Genomic DNA, 25,421 nt, shown 5'->3' on the forward strand with positions numbered 1-25,421 from the left:
TCATGAGCGTCTAGTTCCGGATCTATTTATAAGTGGTGGTTAAGAAATTTGAGTATCTCCTTTTTTTATCAGTACTTCCCTCGGCTTGCTTCCTTCATAGGGTCCCACAATTCCATTGGCTTCCATACTATCTATGAGCCTGGCTGCACGTGCATAGCCAATCCTGAGTCTACGCTGCAGCAGGGATACTGAAGCAGTTTGAGCCTCAATCACCATTTGAACAGCTTGTTCATACAATTCATCATCCACTTCATTTACTTCCGAATCATCTTTGGTTTCAGGAATCATCTGTTCATGATATTTAGCTGGCTGCTGTGACTTTACAAAATTGACGACCTCTTCAACCTCTTCATCAGATAAAAAAGCGCCTTGTATTCTAGTGGGCTTTGATGCACCTACAGGCAAATAAAGCATATCTCCCCGGCCTAATAGTTTTTCCGCACCACCCATATCTAAAATGGTTCGAGAATCCGCTTGTGAAGAAACCCCAAACGCAATTCTTGAAGGTATGTTTGCTTTAATGACACCAGTGATAACGTCAACTGATGGTCTTTGTGTCGCAATAATTAAATGTATACCTGCTGCACGTGCCATCTGAGCCAATCGGCAAATCGCATCTTCTACATCGGTGGGAGCAACCATCATTAAATCGGCTAATTCATCAACAATCACAACGATATAAGGTAAACGCGGCGTCCCTTGCTTTGATGCGAGTTCATTGTATCTCTCCAAGTCCCTTGTCCCGCTTTGTGCAAACAATTCATAGCGACGTTCCATCTCGGAAACCACTTTTTTTAGGGCCATTGACGCTCTCCGAGGGTCAGTAACCACTGGAGTTAAAAGATGAGGGATTCCATTATAAATATTTAATTCTACCATCTTCGGATCAATCATCATAAATTTTACTTCATGGGGCTTGGCCTTGTACAGAATACTGGTTATGATTCCGTTAATACAAACGCTTTTTCCGCTTCCTGTAGCACCTGCCACAAGTAGGTGGGGCATTTTTGCCAAATTGGCAACAATCGGTTCCCCTGAGATGTCTCTGCCTAGACCGATAGTCAGTTTGGAAGGAGATTCATGAAAAGTGGAACTTTCCAATACTTCCCTCAAATGAACGATGGACACTTCAGTATTAGGGACTTCTATACCTATTGCAGACTTTCCAGGAATAGGTGCTTCTATCCGGATGTCTTTCGCTGCTAAGGCCAATGCTAAATCATCAGTTAAATTAACAATACGGCTTACTTTTACGCCAATATCTGGTAATATTTCGTACCTCGTAACCGAAGGTCCCCTATGAATTTGTGTCACCTTTGCTTTAACACCAAAACTATCTAATGTCATTTCCAATTTTTTGGCATTCATGGCGATATCCCGATGTTCCCTTTGGGCAATACCCTTCTTGGGTTTCTCCAGCAACAAATAGGGTGGAAGTTGATAATTGACGGAAGAGTCGGTTTCAATGACTAAACCGGAATCCTGTGATTCACTCAGAGGATCATCATTATTGTTATCTAATTTATGTTGATTCGTTGATTGGAATGTTGAGTCCATATCTGAAAAGTCCATCTCCGTTTGTTGATATGCTCGTTGTGTAAAGTCATGAATAATAGGTTCTGTACTTTGATCAATTTTGAGTGTAAGGATTTCGTGTTCGTTATTCGTGTGCATCTCGGTTTTGTTTTTTTCAGTTCTTCTTTGCTCTCTTTCGTCAGCCCATAAATACAGCCATTCCCTTAGCCGTTCTTTCAATCTATGATTTACAGATTGGAACAATCTCTTTATTTTCACGATAAAATCAACATAGGAAAGTCCTGTAATCAGTAAAAAACTAACAATGAACAAAAGAAGCAGGATCACCCTCCCCCCGATATTTCCAAACAAATAAAACAAAATAGTATAAGATAGGGCTCCAATCATTCCACCACCAATTTCAGTGGGCATGCCGGCATCCCATTCTGCCAAAATATCCAGCCATGTTTGTTTTAAAATCGAAATGTCAGGGATTTGTCCATTACCGGTCTTTAAGGAAACATACCCTGTATGAGCATAAACTAATAAACCCAGAATCGTTAATAATATCCCTGTAAACTGCCTGTTCAGTTTTTCGGGCCATTTTCTTTTTATCATAATATAGATTGATAACCCAATCGCAATAAGCGGAATAAGAAAATCCATTTTTCCGAAAAAAATACGCATTAAATATTTCAGCCATTTCCCTATTAGTCCAACACCCAAGTAGTTGTCAAATAAACCACCGGCCACCGTAATCAATGATAATGCCAAAATCACTAGCCCGTATATTTCATATTTAATTGATTTTTTCCAAGTGGTTGTTTTTTTTCTTTTTGTCAATAACAACACCCTCTTGAATAATGGTTGAAAAAGCAGCCGTCCATGAGATCAGCTGCTGTCACTAAATCCGTTGACATTATATCATAGGTTGTCCAAATAAGGTAGTTCCTTCCTAACTTGGATCCATACATCTAAGTTTCTGGACGAAAGTATATTTTTTCTCCGGGGGCCCACTTTGGATTTAAATAATCACAAGGATTAGGGCTAATGAGACGAACGATTTTTGCCTCAAAATTATTTGCTTTTTCCACTACCATTGTTATCTCTCCCATCTGTACTTCGGCATATTGCGGATGAAACTGATCCCAACCCTCAAAAATTGTTTCCAACGGAATCGTAGAGTAGATAATCACTGAATCATATCCCTCCCCTGTCTTCCTTTTTCAATCATTTCATTAAGTTCTCTTAGTGCATCCCCTAATCCACCCACTTTATCTATCAGGCCATACCTTACAGCATCAGAACCAATCACGTTTGTCCCAATATCGCGGGTAAGTTCCCCAGTTTTAAACATGAGATCTTTAAATTTCTCCTCTGTAATTCTTGAATGATTGGTAACAAATCGAATCACGCGATCCTGCATTTTGTCCAGATACTCAAAGGTTTGAGGAACACCAATTACCAATCCGGTTAGGCGTATCGGATGAATCGTCATGGTTGCTGTCTCAGCTATAAATGATTTGTCTGAGGCTACGGCTATAGGAACTCCTATACTGTGTCCGCCTCCTAATACTAGGGTTACCGTTGGTTTAGACATCGATGCAATCATTTCAGCAATGGCTAAACCAGCCTCTACATCGCCTCCAACTGTATTTAATACGACAATTATCCCTTCTATTTTTGGATTTTGTTCTGCAGCAACCAGCTGAGGGATAACATGTTCATATTTTGTTGTTTTGTTTTGGGGTGGCAGTTGGATATGACCCTCAATTTGACCAATAATGGTTAAGCAATAGATATTTGACTCCAGATTGGGTACATTGGTTTGACCAAGTGTTTGTATGGTTTCTAATATCCCCTTTTTCTTTTCGTCTTGGTCAGTCGGCGGATTCTCCGTTGTATGAGGTTGGTTGGGTTCCGGCTGATTTAAGTTTGGTTGAATGATTTCGTTCACTATTACTCCTCCTTACCTCTTTCTAGTATGGAATAAGTGAAGAAAAACCATACATGAACAACTCACAAAAGCGATTTGTTCTGGGGATGGAACTAAAGAATCTATTAAGGGTAAGAACAGACTTCGAGTTTGAAATAAGTGCATAAATTAAAAAAAGGATGCGCTTCGCATCCTTTTTTAGCTTTTCTTATACTTCCATAATTATCGGAAGGATCATCGGTCTTCTACGAGTTTGATCATACAAAAATCTCCCTAGGGCATCTTTTACACTAGTTTTAAGTGTAGACCATTCACTTACATTCTCATTGACACAACGGTTAAGGGTTGTGGTAACAATACGGTTTGCTTCCTCTAGCAGCTGTTCAGACTCTCTTACATATACAAAACCTCTTGAAATGATATCAGGACCAGACAAAATGGTGCGGGTTTGTTTGCTTAATGTAACTACAACAACTAAAATTCCGTCTTGTGATAGTAATTTGCGGTCTCTTAAAACGATATTTCCTACATCTCCTACTCCTAATCCATCAATCAGCACATTTCCCGCATGGACCTTTGAACCATAGCGGGCTTTATCCTTGCTAATTTCCACGGTATCCCCGTTATCGACTAAAAATATGTTTTCCGGTTTAACACCCACGGATTCAGCAAGATGTGCATGATGCCTTAACATACGGAACTCACCATGAATAGGAATAAAGAATTTCGGTTTCATTAGGTTTAGCATGAGCTTCAACTCTTCTTGGCTTCCGTGTCCCGATACATGGACTCCTGAGATTGAGCCAGGACCATAGATCACTTCTGCACCGATGCGAAAGAGCTGATCGACAGTTCTTCCGACATATTTTTCATTTCCCGGGATAGGTGTCGCGGCGATGATCACCGTATCACCGGGTAAAATGTCCACTTTCTTATGGGTAGCCCTTGCCATTCTGGTTAATGCAGACATAGGCTCACCTTGACTTCCTGTTGAAAGTATGACCACTTTATCGGCAGGAAGTTTATTTACTTCTTCATTTTCAATTAACATTCCTTCGGGAACATCTAAATATCCCAACTCCATACTGATGTTTACTACGTTAACCATACTTCGGCCAACAACTGTCACTTTACGATCATATATTTTGGCTGCTTCAAAAACCTGCTGAATACGGTGAATATTTGAGGCAAAGGTAGCCACAATAATTCTCTGCTTTGCTTTACGGAAAACATCTTGAATGGCTTCCCCTACCGATCGTTCTGATCCGGTCCACCCTGGTCTTTCTGCATTGGTGCTATCGGATAAGAGACATAATACACCCTTTTCGCCAATCTCAGCCATTCTGGCTAAGTCTGCCATTTCATTATTCACTGGTGTTTGATCAAATTTAAAGTCACCGGTATGAACAACAATGCCCTCAGGAGTATCTAAACAAACCCCTACGGAATCAGGTATACTATGATTGGTTTTAAAGAACGTGGCAGTAAAGCATCCCAATTTAACCACTGATTTGTTGTTGATTAGTATACGCTTGGTCTCATTTAAAATTCCTGCTTCCTTCAATTTATTTTCAACCAAACCAAGGGTTAACTTTGTACCGTATACAGGAACATTGATATGGCGCAACACATAGGTCAGACCACCGATATGATCTTCATGACCATGGGTAAGGAGTATTCCTCGAATCTTTTCACGATTTTCCTCCAAATAAGTGATATCAGGGATGACGATATCGATACCCAACATCTCTTCTTCAGGAAATTTTAAACCGGCATCAATAACAACAATATCGTCACCATACTGAATACAATACATGTTCTTACCAATTTCGCCAACGCCGCCCAAGGCGAAAATGGTTAATTTTTGATTGCCTTTTGACAATATGATACCTCCTATATTCAGTTGTAGTTACTTAATGAACCGCACCAATCACTTGCTTACAATTATAGTAAATCACATATTGAGATGCAAGTTTTCTTGAGTCTATTCTCCCCATTCACTAGATGTTTCATGTAATGAGATATCAACATAAGCTTTAGATCCTTTTGACATGGAAGCTTGTCCACTTGTGATTTGGTTCACCAATTCATGCAACCTTTCCCATTGGTTTTTTAACGCAAGTAAAGTGATCGTTACTTTATCTGTAAATTGGGTATTGATAATCAAAAATCCATTGTTCCTAAGCTCATTTTCCAATTTTCCCAAAAAATGATAATCAAATTCAATATTCACTTCTTCATGTAATACACGTTCAATCAGTTTAGCCGCACGAAGACCTAGGGTTACACCTTTTCCATAGGCCCGAACTAGCCCGCCAGCACCTAATTTTATCCCTCCAAAATATCGGGTTACCACAACGACGGTGTCCTTTACTCCTGTTTTCTTTAAAACCTCCAGCATGGGTTTGCCTGCTGTTCCACTGGGTTCTCCATCATCATCAGCCCTTTGGAACTGATCCATCTCACCGACGATATAGGCGGAACAATTATGGGTGGCATCCCAGTGTTTCTTTTTGATTTGCTGAATAAAGGATAACGCTTCTTCTTCCGTTTCTGCCCGTTGAACATAAGAGATAAATCTGGAGCGATTAATTGTGATTTCGGCTTCGCCATATCCAGAAACAGTCACATAACGTTCTAACATGGAAATTTTCCACCTCTTCTTATCAAGCGGCAATATGAGGAAAACAGAAATCAAAGAAAAAAGGGATCAAACAAATCCCCCAAACAATTTTATTCTACTCAATAGAAGGCACTAAAGAGTACGGACTCAACATGCGGATGTGTAAATCTTTGATATGAAAATACATTTTCATATCATTTTGAGATCTTTCGGATTATGCATGTTTATTTCCACTACTTACCTCTTAACTGTACGGGCGAGAAGATTTTCAATAAATTGCGATTCCGATTCTGTAAGTGACACAAGGGGCAACCGGACACCACCTACAGAGATTCCACTCATTTCTAAGGCCGCCTTTAATGGTACAGGATTAGATGTGATAAACATTCCTTCAAAAAATGGAAGTAATTCCCGATGCAGTTCTGCCGCCCTTGTCGTTTTTCCGTCAACAAACGCTTCAATCATTTCTTTCATCCTTAAACCAACAAGATGACTAGCTACACTTACAATCCCATAGCCGCCGACAGACATACAAGGAATGGTTAATTTATCATCACCGCTATATAAGCGAAAATCTTCAGGAGTTTCCCTAATGATATCGCTCATTTGAGTAAGATCGCCACTTGCTTCTTTTATGGCAACAATATTATCAACAGCAGCCAGTCTCTTCACAGTATAAGTGTTCATATTCACTCCAGAACGGCCTGGGATATTATAAAGCATAATCGGCAGGGATGTATTTTCTGCAATGGTTTTAAAATGCTGGTATAACCCTTCCTGACTGGGCTTATTGTAATAAGGAACAACTAACATGATTCCGTCAACACCAACTTGTTCTGCCAGCTTGGTCAATTCAATGGATTGAGCGGTATTATTGCCGCCAGTGCCGGCAATAATCTTTCCTCTTCCTTGGGCGATCTTTACTACATGTGAGAACAGCGAAACTTTCTCTTCCTTTGTCAAAGTTGGTGATTCTCCTGTTGTCCCTGCAACCACAATACTCTCTGTCCCGTTTTCGAAAAGATAGTTGACGAGGTCAGTGGTTTTGTTTAAATCCACCTCCCCTTTTTCATTAAATGGGGTAACCATCGCCGTTATCAGACGTCCGAAATCAACCACATGTAAACCTCCTTAATTTTCCTTGCGATTCAAATCAAATTTCCGGTGTAAAGCATTGACCGCTTTTGCCATATCCTTTCCATGTACTAGCACCCAAATTGTAGTATGGGAGTCTGCAGATTGCAAGATTTGGATATCTTCAGCTGTTAATGCTTCTGTAATTTTTGCCATTACCCCTGGGACTCCTGCCATGCCTGCCCCGATGGCAGAAACCTTAGCACAGTTGGGAAGAAGATGGGGTTCAAACCCTAATTGACGCAGTATACCTTCCGCCTTATGAGCCATTTCATCATGGACTGTATAGACTACACTTACAGGGCTTACATTGATAAAATCAACGCTGATATTATTTTCAGCCATTGATTTAAATACCTTTAGTTGAATATCGTAAGGGCCTCCATGATTAAAGACCTTAATTTGCGTAATATTGGAAACATGAGCAATTCCAGTTATCGGGCGATCGATAAAGGTTTCTTTCTCTCTTTTTATTTGATGGTCATCCCCGACAAGGGTACCCTCATGATCAGAAAAGGTGGATCTGACTCGAATGGGAACATGACCCTGCATGGCAATTTCCACCGCACGTGGGTGAATTACCTTTGCCCCTTGATGAGCCATATTGCAAATTTCCGTGTAAGTGACCGAAGATATATACGCTGCATCTTCTACAATGCGTGGATCTGCTGTCATAATTCCTTCTACATCTGTAAAGATGTCCACATACTCGGCCTTTAAGGCAACACCAAGGGCAGTAGCGGTAGTGTCACTGCCTCCCCTTCCTAAAGTGGTGGGTTCTCCATTTTTTGTAATGCCCTGAAAACCAGTGACAACGACTACGTTTCCTTTTATTAATTCAGATAAAATCCTTTCAGGATGAATAGTAAGAATTTGTGCACTTGAAAATTCATTATTGGTGATAATTCCAGCCTGGCCTCCGGTTAAAAAGAGGGATGGAACTCCGCAGCGTTTTAATTGATGGGTAAAAGTTGCCGCCGAAATGATCTCGCCACAGCATAAGAATTGGTCTAATTCTCTTTTTGTCATAAGATTCTCGTGTCCTTCTATTAGGGAAAGCAAAGTGTCTGTCGCATATGGGTCTCCTTTCCTTCCCATCGCAGAAACAACCACGACCACATGATACCCTTGATCCAGAGATTTCTGGATATGCCTGATGGCCATTCCTCTTTTATTTTCATCAGAAAGAGAGGTTCCACCAAATTTCTGCACGATCACTTTCATAGAACGAGCATCTCTCCCTAGCGCTGAACAAAATGTTCAGCAATTTGCACAGCATTCCATGCAGCTCCCTTTAACAAGTTGTCAGAGACAATCCACATGTTGAGACCCCGTGAATGATTTAAATCACGGCGAATTCTTCCCACAAATACATCCAGCTTACCGGCCGCATCTGTTGCTAACGGATATTTTTGTTCTTCTGGAGAATCAATGACCGTTACACCGGGAGCATCATTTAAAAGGCGATATACTTCATCTAATTCAAATTCTTCCTTTAATTCAACATAGACAGATTCTGAATGTCCGTATATTACGGGGATCCGAACGCATGTGGAGGTTACAGCAATATTTGGGTCTCCCATAATTTTCTTTGTTTCATTCACCATTTTCATTTCTTCCAAAGTGAAACCATTATCCTGAAAAACGTCAATTTGTGGAATAGCGTTAAAAGCAATTTGATAATGCTTGTCAAGCTTACCCACTGGCAATATGTTGCATTCCGGTTCCCTGCCTTCCAACACAGCCCTGCTTTGGTCAAGCAGTTCTTCAATCGCCTGACTTCCTGCACCGGAGACCGCCTGATATGTGGAAACGATAATTCTGGATATTCCGTATTTATCATACAAAGGCTTTAAAGCTACAACCATTTGAATGGTTGAACAATTGGGGTTGGCAATAATTCCAGGTTTATCGCCAATGATGTCCATATTAATTTCAGGTACAACCAGAGGAACATCCGGATTCATACGAAAGGCATTGGTATTATCAATTACCACAGCGCCCCGTTTAACGGCTTCAGGAGCCAATATTTTGCTTACAGAACCACCGGCACTGAAAAGGGCAATATCCACTCCCTCAAAACTTTCTGGCGTTGCTTCCTCTACGGTAATCGGTTCTCCTTTAAACATCACCGTTTTTCCGGCAGAACGGCTGGAAGCCAGGCACTTCAGTGAAGCAAGGGGGAAGTTCCTTTCTGCTAGTAAATGTAAGATTTGTTGTCCTACGGCACCCGTTGCTCCGACAACAGCAACATGAAAAGTGGATTTTTTCATCAATTTACTCTCCTCCCCAGAAGCTTGATTTTCATCTAATTCATATATTTAAATTTTTCCACGATAACAGGTTGAAGCTGCTTTCCTTCCAATGCTTTTTCACAGGTTTCTTTGATTAATTCCATTCTGGAAACCAGAGAATTTGGTTTTTTATTCGGGGCATCTTGGCCAAAGGGTACAAAATAAATGTGTTTTGCTGCCAATAATTTTGCAATATTTGCTGCATTTAAGCCCAATCCGTCATTGGTAGAGATAGCTAAAACAATCGGACGCAAATTACGCATTTGAGCTTTTGCTGCCATTAGCACAGGACTGTCTGTAATGGCGTTTGCCAATTTACTCGTTGTATTCCCTGTGCATGGAGCAATGACCATGATATCCAATCCTTTAGAAGGCCCTAACGGTTCAGCGTCAACGATGCTGGATATGATTTCATGCCCAGAGATTTCCTTTAACTTTCCTTGCCAATCTTCAGATTTTCCAAATCTTGTATCAGTCGTCATCACGGTATGCGAGACGATGGGAATAATCTTTGCTCCTTCATTCACCAGTTTTTCGATTTCCGGAATAACTTCTGAAAATGTGCAATGGGAACCTGTTAAACCAAAACCAATTGTCTTTCCTTTTAGATTCACTTTGATTCCTCCCGGATGCCTAGTTGTTCCACTAACAATCGAGTGATCGTGTTGGCAATAATTCTACCTGCTGTTTTTGGAGCAACGATTCCAGGTAACCCGGGAGCAAGTATTGCTTTAATCCCTCTTTTTTCAGCATAACGGAAGTCTGTTCCGCCGGGGCTTGATGCAAGATCAATGATCAGTGAATGATGAGGAAGATTGGCGATGACTTGTGCAGTTACAATTCTGGATGGAACGGTATTAAACAAAAGGTCTAAATCCTTGACCTCATCAGCCAGATTATTAATATGAAAGGGTAAAAATCCCATTTCAAATGCTCTGGCAACATGCTCTGGTTTCCTCGTACCTACTTTTACATGGGCCCCCATCGCTTGCAATATTCTCGACAAAGTCATCCCAGTTCTTCCAAATCCGAGAACTGCCAATCGGCAACCATGTATGGTGATCTCGGTATTTTGAATCGCCATCATGATAGCGCCTTCTGTAGTAGGAATGGAATTATAGATGGCTACATCATCCCGATCAAGAAGTTTAATCACTGGAAGCTGTTTTTTTGTGCAAAGATCCGCTAAATAATTTGAAGCCATCCCTGTATAGAGTATACAATGTTTTGGCAGAGATGATAAATGTTCTTCTGTCAACTTTAATGTGTTGGAGCAGAAAATACTTTCCACATGACCTTTTTCATCGGTTCCCACAATAGGCAGAATGACAGCATCAACCTCTTGTAGTGATTCGGGTACCAGCGTTTTCTTGGTTGCCCCGACAAAATTACTTTCCAAGTTGTCAAATCCGATTAAGGTAATGGTTGCATCAAGTTCACTGCACTTTTTTATCACTTCCAATTGGCGAGCATCCCCACCGATGAAGGCGACATGAATTCCAGTTAACATCCATAGTTCCCCTTTCAGAACATTTTACTTTAAATGAATAAAATTGCAACTGTAAATCTTCATATTGGGTAACCCAGAATTCGTTGCATCTACCTTCATCCTATTCTCGCGCCCACAAATGGTGAATCATTCGGCAGCAAAACCTCTGGCACTTAATTCTACAATGATCATTTCCGGTCCGATTTTTCGAATGGCTTGCCATGGTATGATAATATCCTCTTTTTTCTTTCCCAGCCCGAATAAGGAAACTCCCGGTAAGATAATGGCTTCCACTTTTCCTGTTCCGGGGTCAACCATCAGATCGGTTTGTCCGATCACCCCAATTCGCTCACCATTATCTAAGTTAATAATTTCCTTTCCACTAAATTCACTAAATCTCAAAACCATTTCCCCCTTTTCTTTTTGTACCTTTTATGCATTATGGCAAAAAAAAATGCCCCCTATTATCAAGGGGGGCTTGCACAAGACGAGCATGTCTTTAACGGATAATTCTAACAACAAGTCCTATCTGTTCTTGTAGTATAAGAGAATTAACTCGTCCAATTCTTTACTGATCGGTATGATTTGATCGTCTGTTAACTTGGACAGATCATCTCCTACCGCCTGATAAAGCCTTGATCGCAGTTTTTCTACCTTTTCCAAAAGATGAGTAATTTCTTCCATCTTTAATTTTTTCTCCATACCCTGTTCTCCCCACCTAATTAAATTCCGGTATGACCAAAACCACCCTTACCACGATCTGTTTCAGAAATTTGCTCTGTCTCAGTGAATCTGATTTCAGGTACATGCTGAAAAACCATTTGGGCAATTCTGTCTCCCCGATTTACAATAAAAGTTTCTTTTCCATGATTGATAAGGATAACTCCAATCTCTCCACGGTAATCTGCGTCAATTGTTCCAGGGGAATTCAGGGTTGTGATTCCTTTTTTTAAGGCTAAACCACTTCGAGGCCTAATCTGAGCTTCCAATTGTGCAGGCATCTCCAAATAAAATCCCGTTGGAATCAGCTTCCACTCTCCTGGAAAAATGGAAACAGGTTCCGAAACAGCAGCAACTAAATCAAATCCACTGGCTAATTGCGACATTTTTCGAGGAATAGGAATGTCCTCATTTCCTGGCAACCGTTTAATCTTTACTTCAAACAAACAAATTCCTCCTATACCCTTTTGGCAACTGATCTTTTGGAGAAACCATCGATAAAGCTAATGGTTGAGAAAATAAATCATGTGATACTTTTTTTATATCTTCAAGGTTTATTTCATTAATTTTTTGGATCATCTGATCCAAACTTATATGATATCCCAGTAAAAGTTCATTCTTACCAAGACGGCTCATTCGGCTGTTTGTACTTTCAAGACTTAACATTAAACTCCCTTTTAACTGTTCTTTTCCTTTATTCAGCTCTCCTTCCGTAATACCTTCATCTTTTACTTTCTGAATATTTTCTGTAATGATTGAAAAAACCTCATCCAATTGATGTGGAGCCGTTCCGGCATAAATAGTAAATAATCCACTGTCTTTAAAAGAAGAATGATATGAAAATACGGAATAAGCAAGTCCCCGTTCCTCCCTAATTTCTTGAAAGAGGCGGGAACTCATGCTCCCCCCTAAAATATTGTTTAACAGAATAAGGGGATACAATTTGGAATCTCCAACCGCATATCCTGGAAAAGAGAGACAAAGATGGGCTTGTTCTGTGGTTTTTTGACGAACAACCTGACTGCCTAAAAAAGTTGGCAATGGAACAATATTTTCCTGTATCTTATTGGAAAAGAAAGAAAACTTTCTTTCCACTTTTTCTAAAATGGTTTCTGATACGTTTCCTGATATGGTAATGACCGTATTTTCAGGAAGATAATGCTGTGATATATATTGGATAACATCTTCCCTTGTAAAACGGTTTAAATTTTCTTCTGTGCCTAAAATGCTATAGCCTAAAGGATGATTCCCATATGATGCTTCTGCGATCAGGTCATGTACAAGATCATCGGGCGTATCTTCATACATATTTATCTCTTCAATCACTACTTTTTTCTCTTTATTTAACTCAATGGGATCAAATGTTGAATTAAAAAACATGTCTGCAAGCACATTTAAGGCAATATCGAAATGTTCATCCAAAACCTTTGCATAATAACATGTGTACTCCTTTGATGTAAAGGCATTGACGTGTCCTCCAATACTATCAAAGGACTCTGCAATTTCTTTGGCATTCTTTGTTTGGGTTCCCTTAAATAACATATGTTCAATAAAGTGTGAGATCCCATTATTTTTCTCTGTTTCATATTTGGATCCTGTTCCAACCCAAACACCCAATGAGACGGAGCGGACGGATGGCATTTTTTCAATTATAATTCGAACTCCATTGTTTAAAACATGTTTATTTATCAAAAAGATTCCCCCTCATTCACTCTCCAACCATTAATCATACCGATGCGATAGACACTGATACTATACCAGAATTAGCATCTACTTTCAATTGATACGGTTGGATGAAAGAACCTCGCTTACAGTTCCGATCATTAACCCTTTTGCTATGATTCCATCCACCATTTGCTCCAGTCCTTTAGAGGTTGGTTCAGTTGGATGCATCAATACCAGGTTGCCATTGTCTATTTTGTTAAGTACGCGATGAACAATCACCGAAGAATCAGGCTTCTTCCAATCAATCGTATCAACCGTCCAAAGAATGGTTTTCATCCCTTGTTGATAGGCTACGTCAACAACCTTTTGGTTAAAGTCTCCGGCAGGGGGAGCAAATAACAGAGGTTTTTTCCCCGTTGTTTGTTGAATCACTTCATTTGTCTTTAAAATTTCTTGACGGATTCTGGATAAGGTAATTTTTGACATCAACGGATGAGAATAACCATGATTTCCTATTTCATGCCCTTGATCAGCAATAAGTCGGGCTAATTCTTCATTCTTTTTTACCCAGGAACCATCTAGAAAGAAGGTGGCCTTTATTTTTTTCTTATGCAAAATTTGAAGGATATCCGGTATCCATTCTTCACCCCAGGACACGTTAAACATTAAAGCCACCATTGGTTTTTTTAGATTTCCGCGATATATTGGACCAGGCGGAAGATCTTTCAATTGAATGGTAGGCAAAATCTCTTTGTACATGGGAGTATATACCCCGTTTTGCAAGGTTAGGTAATAGGTATATCCCACGTCCAGCTTTCTTCCATTATATCCAGGAATCACTTTCCACACCCTATCCATTTTGGCATTGATCGGTGGGATGAATTCCTCCTGTTCTTTTCCGATAATTTCAGTTAGCAAAGGATCTTCTTTCACTTGCTTAGAATTGACGCTGGCCGTTTGCTTTACTATTTCTATATATTGATTGACCGGCTTTGTATTGATGAGATAAAGAAGAAATGAACCAAACAAAAGAAATACCCACCAATGTTTCTTCCCATTCATATTGGCCTCCACAATTTCTACTGTTTTATTCTACGGCTCATCTATAATATATGTGTGGCTAGTCCCAACTAGACCTTTTTAATTCCAAAGTCTGTCACATAGGTAGAACTAAATGCTCATGCCCCTTCGGGTTATGGAATATTAGTTCCACATCTATAGTTCAGTTCGACAAAGAAAACAAATAAAAAAGAGCCAGATTTCTCTGTCTCTCTCGTTCATCATGGTACATCCATCTGATTATGTTTTAGATATTTCTGCAGATTCTCCCTTTTGCTCTATTAAAGCAGCTTTTCTGGAAAGATTGATCCGACCCTGGGCATCAATTTCTGTCACTTTTACCAGGATAGAATCTCCGATGCTAACCACGTCTTCAACTTTATTGACTCTCTGTTCAGCCAACTGGGAAATGTGTACCAATCCTTCTTTTCCTGGGATAACCTCAACAAATGCCCCGAATTTTTCAATTCGTCTTACCGTTCCCAGATAAGTTTCCCCCACCGCCACTTCTTTTACCAGATTTTCAATCATAACCTTTGCTTTATCATTCATGGCGGGATTGACAGAAGCAATATAGATGCGCCCGTCTTGTTCAATATCAATTTTTACCCCGGTTTCATCAATAATCTTATTGATCATTCTTCCGCTGGGACCAATTACCTCTCTGATTTTTTCAGGATCAATTTTAAAGGTAATAATTTTAGGCGCATAGGGAGAAAGCTCTGATCTTGGTTTAGAAATAGCTCCTTTCATTTTTTCAAGGATATACATTCTTCCCTTATAGGCTTGCTCCAAAGCTTGTTTCAATATTTCACGGTTGATATCCTCAATTTTAATGTCCATTTGCAGGGCGGTAACTCCCTTTTCAGTCCCTGCCACTTTAAAGTCCATATCACCCAAATGATCTTCCATCCCTTGAATATCTGTTAATACAGATACCTGGTCATTATCTTTAATGAGTCCCATAGCGATACCAGCTACCGGTGCTTTAATGGGCACACCTGCATCCATAAGCGCCAAAGTACTGGCACAAATGCTTGCCTGAGACGTGGAGCCATTGGATTCTAAAACTTCTGAAACCAGTCTTATCGTATAAGGAAAATCACTTTCTGAAGGAATTACGGGTTCCAATGCCCGCTCACCCAATGCACCATGTCCAATTTCTCTCCTTCCAGGTGCCCTCATCGGCCGGGCCTCTCCTACACTAAATGGTGGAAAGTTGTAATGATGCATAAATCGTTTTGATTCTTCTAATCCCAGCCCATCAAGGATTTGCACGTCGCCTAATGCTCCTAAAGTACATACCGATAATGCCTGTGTTTGTCCCCTTGTAAACAAGCCTGAACCATGGGTTCTAGGCAACAGAGAAACCTCACAGGATATGGGTCTGATTTCATCTAATGCTCGTCCATCTGGCCTTTTCTTTTCATGGGTAATTAACCGTCTAACTTCTTCTTTTACAATGTTTTCAAGAACTTCCCTTACTTCGGAAACTGACTCTTCACCAAGGATCTCCAAAAAATGGGCCTCCGCTTCTGCCATAATATCATCGATGGCACTCTGTCTTGCCTGTTTTTCTTCGATCTGTATGGCATCCTTCAATTTAAGATAAGCAAATTCCCTAACATCCCGATTAATCTCCTCAGAGATGCGATGTAATTGAACTTCCATTTTTTCTTGTCCGACCTCATTAACAATTTCCTCTTGAAAGGCAATCAACTTCTTAATGACTTCATGTCCATACATAATGGCTTCTAACATAATTTCCTCGGGTACTTCATCTGCTCCAGCTTCCACCATATTTACACCGTTTTTGGTTCCGGCCACAATCAAGTGGATGTCACTTTTTTCTGCTTGTTCCACAGATGGATTAATCACAAACTGGTTATCCACTCTCCCTACAATTACACCGCCGATGGGTCCAGAAAAAGGAATATTGGAGATGGAAAGAGCAGCGGAAACCCCGATCATTGCTGCAACTTCCGGTGAACAATCTTGGTCAACCGATAAAACAGTACTTACCACCTGAACTTCATTTCGGAATCCATCCGGAAATAACGGACGGATTGGTCTGTCAATAAGACGTGAAGCTAAAATTGCCTTTTCACTAGGCCTTCCTTCCCTTTTGATAAACCCACCTGGAATCTTCCCAACAGCATATAGCCTCTCTTCATAGTTTACAGTAAGGGGAAAGAAATCTAGATCCTTCGGTTCCTTTGATGCGGTTACTGCGGATAAAACTACAGTATCTCCATAGCGAACCAATACGGCTGCATTGGCCTGTTTGGCTAACTTTCCAGTTTCTAAAATAATTTTACGGCCAGCTAATTCCATTTCATACGTTTTTACCATGTTATGTATAAATCCTCCCTTCTAAATGATTATAACTCCATTAAAATTCGTCATCTATCCATTATTTCCTCCCTACAGGTAAAGTAAAAGCAAAAAAAGAAAAATGTTGTCGTAAGAAAAGCGGGGACACATTCCCCGCTTTTTCTTCATGCAAAGTTATTCCTATCGACGAAGACCTAACTTGTCTACAAGGTTACGATAACGTGTAATATCCTTGTTCTTTAGGTAGTTTAACAAATTGCGACGATGACCAACCATTTTTAATAACCCGCGACGAGAATGATGATCTTTCTTGTGTTCACGCAAATGCTCGTTAAGATAGTTGATCTTTTCCGTTAGGATAGCAATTTGAACTTCTGGAGAACCGGTATCCGTTTCATGTACCCTAAACTCATTGATGATTTCTAGCTTACGCTCTTGAGTTAAAGCCATCCCCTTCACCTCCTTATCTTTATCCCCTATAACCTAGAATATCGTCGGTGAATCGCTATTCCAAGCCATGGTTTACCTAAGGTATTCCAATACCCTGAAAAAGTATAACATAGGTTCATCAAATAGTAAATGAATGATTGAATTAACGAAATTGTTTTTTTATTTTATCCTTGGCGAAGGCAATATCTTTTTTTATTTGAGAAAATAATTCATTAACGGAGCAAAATTTTTTCTCATGCCTGATAAAAAATAAAAGATCAACTTCCAATATTTCATCATAGATTTGCTCAGCAAAATCAAAAATATGTACTTCTATAGTTAATGGCAGTTTTCTCTGATGAAAAGTAGGTTTAAATCCAATATTCATAACTCCGTTATAAGATTTGCCATGAAGAGTAACTCTTACTCCGTAAACCCCAGAAGCTGGAACAATAAAATTTTCATTTAAGTTCAGGTTTGCTGTCGGAAAACCTATGGTTCTTCCTCTTTTCTCACCTTCAACAACAATTCCGGTTAGCTGATAATACCGGCCAAGGTAACGGGGGATCTTCTCCACCTCACCCTTGGACAGATACTCTCTGACTAATGTGCTGCTTACTTTATCTCCCATGAGATTCACCGGTTGTATCACATGAACGGAAAACTTACCCTGACTTCCGTTTTTTAGGGAATCAGCTGTTCCCTGACCTTTGTGTCCAAAGGTAAAATCATACCCTACAACAACATGTCTAACAAATAACTGATTAATGTAATCATTAATAAAGTCCTCGGGAGAAATAGAGGCAAAGTCTAAATCAAAATGAACAACATAAGTTCGGTGTATCCCCATATCTTTCAATAACTGTAATTTTTTTTTCAATGGAGTAATGTAACGGTTATACCCATCAATTCCTAGGACTTCCCTTGGGTGGGGGTGAAACGTCATAACCGCAGAAATCAAACCACATTCCTCAGCAAGAGAAATCGCCTTCTTTAGTACCTGTTGATGTCCTAAATGAATACCATCAAAATACCCTATCGCCATCACGCAAGGTTTAGGTTCTATATATGACAGATGAGAAGAATTCAAATGAAAAATGTCCATACGAGTCACCCTAAATGAAATACTTTTTCAGCAATTGCACTTTGCCAATCCGCTACACGATAGATGGCCAAAAAATCATGATTCCGATCATAAATGCGGATTCGCTGATCTTTTTCCATTGGTGAAGTTAATGTAATGGGCTGTCCGTTTAAAACGCATTTTCTGATCTCATGATCAACGGAAATCGCCGGAAATGATTTTATTGCCTGATCAAGGGGAAGCAATATCTTATCTCCTTCTCCTTCGTTGATTTTTTCTTCTACTTCTTCTAATGACCAACATTCTTCTATGGTGAAGGGACCGCTTTTTGTCCTTCTCAAGAAAGACATATGGGCAGGAATACCAAGGGATGTCCCAATATCTTCACATAAGGTACGGATATAGGTACCTTTTGAACATTCCACTTCAAAGGAAACTTTAGGATGATCTTGATCCAATTCCATTGATATAATTTGGAAGCGATATATTAAGGCTTTTCTAGGTTGACGATGTACTGTCTTTCCCTCTCTAGCCAATTGATGAAGTCTTTTTCCATCAATTCGAATTGCTGAATACATGGGGGGAGTTTGCCATATTTCTCCTTCCATTTTTGAAAAAACTTCTTCAATTTCCTTGGGGGTTATCTTTACTTGCTTTAATTCATTAATGATTTCCCCCCATTTGTCTTGAGTGGTTGTAGAAAAACCAAAAGTGACTTCACCGATATAGGTTTTATTCTGATGCAAGAGATATTCTGAAATTCTTGTTGCTTGTCCAAGACATATAGGAAGTACCCCGGTCACATGGGGATCCAATGTTCCAGTATGTCCTACTTTTTTTAATCGATATAATTTGCGAATTTTTGCTACCACGTCATGTGAAGTCAAACCTGTTGGCTTATCAATTAAAATGATACCGTTCATGCTCATGAAACGGATTCCTCCAAATTGGAAAGAATAAGGGATATTACTTTATTTTTTGCCTCAGTCAATGACGAGTATAAGGTACAACCTGAAGCTCTGGCATGTCCTCCTCCACCCAAAAGCTTTGCAATTTTTGCTACATCTACCGATTTTTTCGATCTAAGACTCACCTTTACTTCATTAGGGGCTACTTCCTTGAAAAACAAACCTACTTCAACTCCTTCAAGGTTTCGGGCGTAATTAACAATCCCCTCCGTATCTTCAGGTTCCCCATTAACTCGGGACAGATCCTCGTAACTTAACGTAAAAAATGCAATTTTCCCGTTTCCTGCTTTTTCTAGTGTGGATAGGGATTTCTGAAGGAGCTGCAGTCTGGCTTCTGTGGTGGTCTCAAGAACTGCATCAGCCACCTCACCGGGAGATATTCCATGTGAAATTAAATGGGAGGCAATTTTAAAAACCTTTGAATTCACATTGGAATAACGAAATCCCCCCGTGTCAGTAAGCAACCCGGTATAGAGGCATAACGCCAATGGAGTATCCCATTCAACCTTCATATAGGTAAACAGGTCATATAACACTTCTGCCGTTGCTGCACCACTATCGATCACCAGATTAATATGTCCGAATAAAGTATTGGTTGGGTGATGATCAATATTAAGAATTCTTGCTCCTTCAGAAATGGATTGTACAACTTTTCCCAAACGGTTCCAATCTGCAGCATCTAAAGTAATTACCGTATCAAATGTTCCAGATAAACCGTCAGCGGAATAATTAATGATTTCATCAAAATGGGGCAGAAAGGAAAATTGGGAGGAGGTTTTTCCCTCATTTACAAACGTCACCTTTTTCCCTATTTTTTTTAAATAATAACCCATCGCTAGGAGAGATGACGTGGTATCCCCATCTGGATTAACATGGGAAATCAATAAGAAATTATCCTCTTTTTCTAGGAAACGCTGAACTTGTTCAAAGTTGGCGGAGTGGTTCATCATTCTTCTTCATCTTTCCTATTAATTTGTTGAAGCAAGGACTCAATTCGATTTCCATATTCGATCGATTCATCAAACTTAAATATCAGATCAGGTGTATGTCGAAGCCTGATTCTTTTTCCCATTTCCGATCGGATAAATCCTTTTGCTTTGGATAAAGCAATTAGGGTATTTACTTTTTGTTCTTCACTTCCAAGCACACTAATAAAAACTTTGGCCAACTGAAGATCTCCGCTTACTTCAACTCCAGTTACTGTCAAGAAGCCTATTCTTGGGTCCTTTAATTCCCTTTGAATAATTTGGCTTAATTCTTTTTTCATTTGTTCTCCCACTCTGGAAACTCGAACTTTTGACATAAGCATCACCCCTAATCAACCCATCATTCTTTAAAAATGTTTAATGGGTCACCGTTTCCATTACGAACGCCTCGATGATATCTCCTTCTTTAATATCATTAAAATTTGCAATGGTAATTCCACACTCATACCCTTGTGCAACTTCTCTTACATCATCTTTAAAACGTTTAAGGCTGTCAATCTTTCCTTCAAAAATGACGACGCCATCTCTAATGACTCGAACCTCTGCATCCCTGGTAATTTTTCCTTCCGTCACGTAGCTACCAGCAATAGACCCAATTCGGGAGACTTTAAACACTTGGCGAACCTGCGCGGTCCCAATCACTTTTTCTTCATATTCTGGATCAAGCATACCTTTCAATGCCGCTTCTATTTCATCAATTACATTATAAATAATTCGATGAAGCCTAATATCTACTTTTTCCGATTGAGCCCTATTTTTTGCATTAGCATCTGGTCTGACATTAAATCCTATGACAATCGCATTGGATGCAGAAGCCAAAATAATGTCGGATTCGGTGATTGCTCCAACCCCGGAATGGATAATCTTTACCCGAACCCCTTCAATATCAATCTTCTCCAAGGAACCTTTTAATGCTTCAACAGAGCCCTGGACGTCCCCTTTAATAACAACATTTAATTCCTTCATTTCGCCCTGCTTAATCTGCTGATACAGGTCATCTAAGGTAACCCTGGCAGTGGTGGTTCTCTCTGCTTCTTTTACTTTAATGGCTCGTTTCTCCCCAATCGCCCGTGCCTTTCTCTCATCCTCAAAGACCATAAATTGGTCTCCCGCCTGGGGAACACCGTTTAATCCAGTAATTTCCACAGGAGTAGAGGGTCCTGCTTCCTTGATTCTTCTCCCTTTATCATTCAACATAGCACGCACTTTCCCATAGGCAATACCGGCAACAATGGGATCACCAATCTTTAACGTACCGTTCTGAACCAATACAGTTACTACTGATCCTCTACCCTTATCCAATTTGGCCTCAATGATGGTACCCCGAGCTCTCTTATTAGGATTGGCCTTTAATTCTGCCACTTCAGCCACGAGTAGAATCATTTCAAGAAGATCGTCCAGTCCTTCTTTTTTTAAGGCAGAAACTGGAACAAAAATGGTATCCCCGCCCCAATCTTCGGGAACCAGTCCATGCTCTGTCAATTCCTGTTTTACACGGTCAGGGTTAGCACCAGGCTTGTCAATTTTATTTACTGCCACAATAATCGGGACATTTGCCGCCTTTGCATGGTTAATTGCTTCAACAGTTTGCGGCATCACACCATCATCAGCTGCAACAACGAGAATAGTAATATCGGTAACCTGTGCTCCCCGTGCTCTCATAGTTGTAAATGCCGCGTGTCCAGGCGTATCAAGGAAAGTAATCTTCTTGCCTTTAATCTCAACTTGATAGGCTCCGATGTGCTGGGTAATCCCTCCTGCCTCATTGGCCGTCACATTAGTATGGCGAATCGCATCAAGAAGGGTTGTTTTTCCATGGTCAACATGACCCATAATGGTTACTACTGGCGGACGCTCCCTTAAATCTTTTTCTTGATCTACTTCTTGAACTTGTTCAAATTGATCTTCATCCAATTCAATTTTTTCTTCAACTTCAACATTGTACTCGTCGGCAATAAGGGTGATGACATCCATATCAATTTCCTGGTTTTTTGTTGCAATTATACCAAGAAATAAAAGTTTTTTTATGATTTCGCCTACTTCTTTATTTAACTTTTTGGCTAACTCTTCTACTGTCAATATCCCTGATACGACAATTTTGGCAGGAGTTTTCTTCTCAACCGGTTTTTGTTCCGCTTTTTTAGGCTGAGGTTTTTTCTTCGAATCTTTTGTAAAAACTGGTTTTGATTTACTGTCATCAAAACGTTTTTGATTGGCTTTGGTTTTTTTCAATTTGTTTTTGTTTACAACAAGAGCATCTTCATCAATCATTATTACATCGCTATCTTTTTCGATTGATGGATTATCTTTTGGCAATTGATTTCCTTTAGGTGCATTTTTATCTTCCATTTTTTGATGAAATTGCCTTTGAGAATTTGCCTTTTCTTGACCTTTTTTATTTGTATTTCTGTTGATATGAGGAGATGACTTTTGTTGAGCTGTCTTAGGTTGCGTTTCTGTGTTCACTTTTTTCTTCCCAATCCTCTCTAGCTCTTGAATTTTTTTATGATCCTTTTCGTGTTTTCCCTGATTTTTTGCAGAGGCAGCATTTAATTTAATATCTGTAAAAAATTGTTGTATTTTATTTTGAATACTCTCATCTATGATACTCATATGATTATTAACAGAAATATTAAGGCGGTCCAATATCGTTAAAATTTCTTTACTGCTCATATTCAATTGTTTTGCATATTCGTATACACGCATCTTACCCATTTTTTCACCCCCAAAGATTTACTGGAATAATTCTTTTATTCTTTTTGAGAATCCATCATCCATGATACCTATGATCACTCGATTGGGTTTCCCGATAGCCTTCCCTAATTCTTCCCGGGATAAAATCAACAAATAGGGGATATGATAGCTTGAACACTTATCGGTAAACTTCTTTATGGTATTGTATGAAGCATCCTTTGCGATCAACACCAACTTCACACGCCCATTCCGAATGTTGCGCAAAACTAATTCTTCTCCTGAAATGACCTTCCCTGCTTTCATGGCAAGGCCTAGCAAGGAAAGTTTATTTTTTATCATAATCTTGAATCCATTCTTCTTCTAATTGTATATATACTTCATCAGAGATTTTCATTTCCAGTGCTTTATCAAAGGCATTTCGTTTTCTTGCCAGCTTAAAGCAGTCCAAGCGAGCACAAAGATATGCCCCCCTTCCGGAAGCTTTTCCTGAGGGATCGATCATCACTTTCATTTCAGGAGTTCGAACAATTCTAATCAGTTCCTTCTTGGGCTTCATCTCTTGACAAGCAACACATTTACGCATAGGGATTTTTCTCTTTTTCATCGAACATTTCCCCTAATTTTCTATATTTTCTTCCATCTCTTCACTGAGATTCAGCTGTTCACCTGGCTGAATGATTCCTTCTTCTAAAGCCTTTGATTCATTTTTAATATCAATCTTCCAACCAGTTAATTTAGCAGCCAACCGGGCATTTTGCCCCCTTTTGCCAATGGCTAGTGATAATTGGTAATCCGGAACAACCACCCTCGTCATTTTTTCTTCCTCATTTACGATCACTTTAATCACTTTGGAAGGACTTAAGGCATTGGCAACATATTCAGAGGGATCGCTTGACCAACGAACGATATCAATTTTTTCTCCTTTTAATTCTTGAACAATCGTTTGCACCCTCAATCCTTTTGGTCCGACACAGGCTCCCACCGGATCAACATTTTCGTCAATTGAATGGACGGCAATTTTGGATCTGTCTCCAGCCTCCCTGGCAACAGATTTGATTTCCACTGTGCCGTCATATATTTCCGGAACCTCCAATTCAAATAATCTTTTTAATAGCCCCGGATGAGTTCTCGATACAAATATCTGAGGTCCCTTTGTTGTTTTTTCCACTTTTGAAATGTACGCCTTTACGCGATCACCATGCTTCAAATGATCCGTAGGCATGATCTCGTTTAATGGTAATAAAGCTTCTGTCTTCCCCAAATCAATATAAAAAAAACGGGAATCTTGACGTTGAACGATACCGGTAATAATGTCATCCTCACGATCAATAAACTCGCTGTAGATAAGAACTCTCTCCGCTTCCCTTATTCTTTGCGTAACCACCTGTTTTGCCGTTTGGGCCGCTATCCGGCCAAAGTCTTTAGGAGTTACCTCAATTTCAACCACATCTTCCAACTGATAGTTTGGGTTGATTTGGCGAGCGGCATCTAATGAAATTTCCAATCTTGGATCCTCTACTTCTTCCTTCACCTCTTTTCTGGCAAATACCTTTACTTCCCCTGTTTGTCTGTTAATATCCACCCTCACATTTTGTGCAGAACTAAAATTCCTTTTGTACCCTGAAATAAGAGCAGCTTCAATTGCTTCAATCAATACTTCCTTACTAATTCCTTTTTCTCTTTCCAATTGATTTATGGCATCCATCAGATCTGGATTCATGTTTTCTCCTCCTTTCATATCCTACCAATACAATTAAAATTTTATGGCTAATCGAGCACTTAATATTTTGTCAACAGGAACGATCCAATGGTTATTTTTTTCTTTAATCACCAATTCTCCATTTTCATAGGAAGATAATGTTCCCTCAAACACCTTGTGATCATCGATGGATTCGCAAGTTTCAATATGTACATATTTCCCTACAGCACGCAGATAATCTTTCTCCTTTTTCAACGGTCTTTCGGCACCTGGAGAAGAAACTTCCAAAAAATACGCCTGGGGGATCGGATCCGCCTCATCCAGTTTTTTACTTAACTGTTCACTGACCCGGCCGCAGTCTTCAATATCCACTCCCCCATCTTTATCTATATATATACGAAGAAACCAATTGGCGGCCTCTTTTGTAAATTCGATATCCACCAATTCAAGATTCTGCTCATCAAGAATTGGGATAACCAGTCTTTCAACGAGCCCAGTTACGTTTTGGGGCATGACTCATCCTCCTTAGATCAATGGCTAATCGTCATGGTTCTTATTCAGTAAGAAAGAGTGGGTTGCCCCACTCTGCAAAAAGTTCCTCTATACTAAGTATTACCAAAATGATTATAACATAACCCTATTTGATTGGCAACAGTCAATCTTTTAGAGCTTTTTGCGATGTGCTTTTTTCCGTGGGCTGCCGCCACAATATCTCCTCAATGTCTAAGGGAAAAACTGCATCATTTTCAGATTTTTAAGCCGGTATTTTCCCACTGAACGCGATCTCCCCAA

The 25,421-nt window shown here is 39.7% G+C and carries 26 protein-coding genes; all 26 read right to left on the reverse strand.

Annotation, left to right across the window (positions count from 1 at the left end; genetic code table 11):
- Nucleotides 1-39: 39 nt before the first annotated feature.
- Complete coding sequence (locus tag L1765_RS04065) at nt 40-2,358, reverse strand: FtsK/SpoIIIE family DNA translocase (RefSeq protein WP_236405346.1); 2,319 nt, start codon at nt 2,356-2,358, stop codon at nt 40-42.
- Nucleotides 2,359-2,489: 131 nt separating this feature from the next.
- Nucleotides 2,490-2,711, reverse strand: coding sequence for a YlzJ-like family protein (locus L1765_RS04070; protein WP_236405348.1), 222 nt, complete (start codon nt 2,709-2,711; stop codon nt 2,490-2,492).
- Nucleotides 2,708-3,463: a ClpP family protease gene (locus L1765_RS04075; protein WP_236405400.1), complete on the reverse strand. Its 756-nt coding sequence runs from the start codon at nt 3,461-3,463 to the stop codon at nt 2,708-2,710. Before L1765_RS04075 ends, L1765_RS04070 begins: the two co-directional genes overlap by 4 nt.
- 196 nt (nt 3,464-3,659) lie before the next feature.
- On the reverse strand, nt 3,660-5,333 hold the full coding sequence (locus tag L1765_RS04080; RefSeq protein ID WP_236405351.1) for a ribonuclease J: 1,674 nt from the start codon (nt 5,331-5,333) through the stop codon (nt 3,660-3,662).
- A 102-nt stretch (nt 5,334-5,435) separates the two neighbouring features.
- Nucleotides 5,436-6,095: a YigZ family protein gene (locus tag L1765_RS04085; RefSeq protein ID WP_236405353.1), complete on the reverse strand. Its 660-nt coding sequence runs from the start codon at nt 6,093-6,095 to the stop codon at nt 5,436-5,438.
- Nucleotides 6,096-6,311: 216 nt separating this feature from the next.
- On the reverse strand, nt 6,312-7,193 hold the full coding sequence (gene dapA / locus L1765_RS04090) for a 4-hydroxy-tetrahydrodipicolinate synthase (RefSeq protein WP_236405356.1): 882 nt from the start codon (nt 7,191-7,193) through the stop codon (nt 6,312-6,314).
- A gap of 12 nt (nt 7,194-7,205) precedes the next feature.
- Nucleotides 7,206-8,432 carry an aspartate kinase gene (gene dapG, locus L1765_RS04095; protein ID WP_236405357.1) on the reverse strand — a complete coding sequence of 409 codons (1,227 nt, stop codon included), beginning with the start codon at nt 8,430-8,432 and terminating at the stop codon, nt 7,206-7,208.
- A gap of 17 nt (nt 8,433-8,449) precedes the next feature.
- Nucleotides 8,450-9,481: an aspartate-semialdehyde dehydrogenase gene (locus L1765_RS04100; protein ID WP_407942195.1), complete on the reverse strand. Its 1,032-nt coding sequence runs from the start codon at nt 9,479-9,481 to the stop codon at nt 8,450-8,452.
- Between the two features lie 35 nt (nt 9,482-9,516).
- Nucleotides 9,517-10,116, reverse strand: a complete 600-nt coding sequence (locus L1765_RS04105; RefSeq protein ID WP_236405361.1) for a dipicolinate synthase subunit B — start codon at nt 10,114-10,116, stop codon at nt 9,517-9,519.
- Complete coding sequence (gene dpsA, locus L1765_RS04110; protein ID WP_236405363.1) at nt 10,113-11,012, reverse strand: dipicolinate synthase subunit DpsA; 900 nt, start codon at nt 11,010-11,012, stop codon at nt 10,113-10,115. Before dpsA ends, L1765_RS04105 begins: the two co-directional genes overlap by 4 nt.
- A 126-nt stretch (nt 11,013-11,138) precedes the next feature.
- A complete protein-coding gene (locus tag L1765_RS04115) occupies nt 11,139-11,393 on the reverse strand; it encodes a YlmC/YmxH family sporulation protein (protein WP_236405365.1) in 255 nt (84 codons plus the stop codon).
- Between the two features lie 123 nt (nt 11,394-11,516).
- Entirely contained in the window at nt 11,517-11,693 is a 177-nt protein-coding gene (locus L1765_RS04120) for an aspartyl-phosphate phosphatase Spo0E family protein (RefSeq protein ID WP_236405367.1), read from the reverse strand.
- Nucleotides 11,694-11,713: 20 nt separating this feature from the next.
- The gene (dut, locus tag L1765_RS04125; RefSeq protein ID WP_236405369.1) at nt 11,714-12,157 is read right to left on the reverse strand and encodes a dUTP diphosphatase; all 444 of its coding nucleotides are present in this window, start codon (nt 12,155-12,157) and stop codon (nt 11,714-11,716) included.
- Nucleotides 12,150-13,403, reverse strand: coding sequence for a M16 family metallopeptidase (locus L1765_RS04130; RefSeq protein WP_236405371.1), 1,254 nt, complete (start codon nt 13,401-13,403; stop codon nt 12,150-12,152). The genes dut and L1765_RS04130 overlap by 8 nt, the downstream gene beginning before the upstream one ends.
- An 84-nt stretch (nt 13,404-13,487) precedes the next feature.
- Nucleotides 13,488-14,438, reverse strand: a complete 951-nt coding sequence (locus L1765_RS04135; RefSeq protein WP_236405373.1) for a polysaccharide deacetylase family protein — start codon at nt 14,436-14,438, stop codon at nt 13,488-13,490.
- A gap of 237 nt (nt 14,439-14,675) precedes the next feature.
- Nucleotides 14,676-16,787, reverse strand: coding sequence for a polyribonucleotide nucleotidyltransferase (locus L1765_RS04140; RefSeq protein ID WP_236405375.1), 2,112 nt, complete (start codon nt 16,785-16,787; stop codon nt 14,676-14,678).
- A 162-nt stretch (nt 16,788-16,949) separates the two neighbouring features.
- Complete coding sequence (gene rpsO / locus L1765_RS04145) at nt 16,950-17,219, reverse strand: 30S ribosomal protein S15 (protein ID WP_236405377.1); 270 nt, start codon at nt 17,217-17,219, stop codon at nt 16,950-16,952.
- A gap of 142 nt (nt 17,220-17,361) precedes the next feature.
- On the reverse strand, nt 17,362-18,303 hold the full coding sequence (locus tag L1765_RS04150; RefSeq protein WP_236405379.1) for a bifunctional riboflavin kinase/FAD synthetase: 942 nt from the start codon (nt 18,301-18,303) through the stop codon (nt 17,362-17,364).
- 5 nt (nt 18,304-18,308) lie between these two features.
- Nucleotides 18,309-19,211 carry a tRNA pseudouridine(55) synthase TruB gene (gene truB, locus L1765_RS04155; protein WP_236405381.1) on the reverse strand — a complete coding sequence of 301 codons (903 nt, stop codon included), beginning with the start codon at nt 19,209-19,211 and terminating at the stop codon, nt 18,309-18,311.
- Nucleotides 19,208-20,200, reverse strand: coding sequence for a DHH family phosphoesterase (locus L1765_RS04160; protein WP_236405383.1), 993 nt, complete (start codon nt 20,198-20,200; stop codon nt 19,208-19,210). Before L1765_RS04160 ends, truB begins: the two co-directional genes overlap by 4 nt.
- A complete protein-coding gene (gene rbfA / locus L1765_RS04165) occupies nt 20,197-20,553 on the reverse strand; it encodes a 30S ribosome-binding factor RbfA (protein ID WP_236405385.1) in 357 nt (118 codons plus the stop codon). The genes L1765_RS04160 and rbfA overlap by 4 nt, the downstream gene beginning before the upstream one ends.
- A 40-nt stretch (nt 20,554-20,593) precedes the next feature.
- Nucleotides 20,594-22,951: a translation initiation factor IF-2 gene (infB, locus tag L1765_RS04170; RefSeq protein ID WP_236405387.1), complete on the reverse strand. Its 2,358-nt coding sequence runs from the start codon at nt 22,949-22,951 to the stop codon at nt 20,594-20,596.
- An 18-nt stretch (nt 22,952-22,969) separates the two neighbouring features.
- Entirely contained in the window at nt 22,970-23,269 is a 300-nt protein-coding gene (locus tag L1765_RS04175) for a YlxQ family RNA-binding protein (protein WP_236405388.1), read from the reverse strand.
- Nucleotides 23,256-23,534 carry an RNase P modulator RnpM gene (gene rnpM, locus L1765_RS04180; protein ID WP_236405389.1) on the reverse strand — a complete coding sequence of 93 codons (279 nt, stop codon included), beginning with the start codon at nt 23,532-23,534 and terminating at the stop codon, nt 23,256-23,258. The genes L1765_RS04175 and rnpM overlap by 14 nt, the downstream gene beginning before the upstream one ends.
- 12 nt (nt 23,535-23,546) lie before the next feature.
- Nucleotides 23,547-24,650, reverse strand: coding sequence for a transcription termination factor NusA (gene nusA / locus L1765_RS04185; protein WP_236405390.1), 1,104 nt, complete (start codon nt 24,648-24,650; stop codon nt 23,547-23,549).
- Nucleotides 24,651-24,683: 33 nt separating this feature from the next.
- The gene (gene rimP, locus L1765_RS04190) at nt 24,684-25,142 is read right to left on the reverse strand and encodes a ribosome maturation factor RimP (RefSeq protein WP_236405391.1); all 459 of its coding nucleotides are present in this window, start codon (nt 25,140-25,142) and stop codon (nt 24,684-24,686) included.
- Between the last annotated feature and the right edge of the window lie 279 nt (nt 25,143-25,421).

The sequence above is a fragment of the Microaerobacter geothermalis genome, from assembly GCF_021608135.1.
Lineage (GTDB): Bacteria > Bacillota > Bacilli > DSM-22679 > DSM-22679 > Microaerobacter > Microaerobacter geothermalis.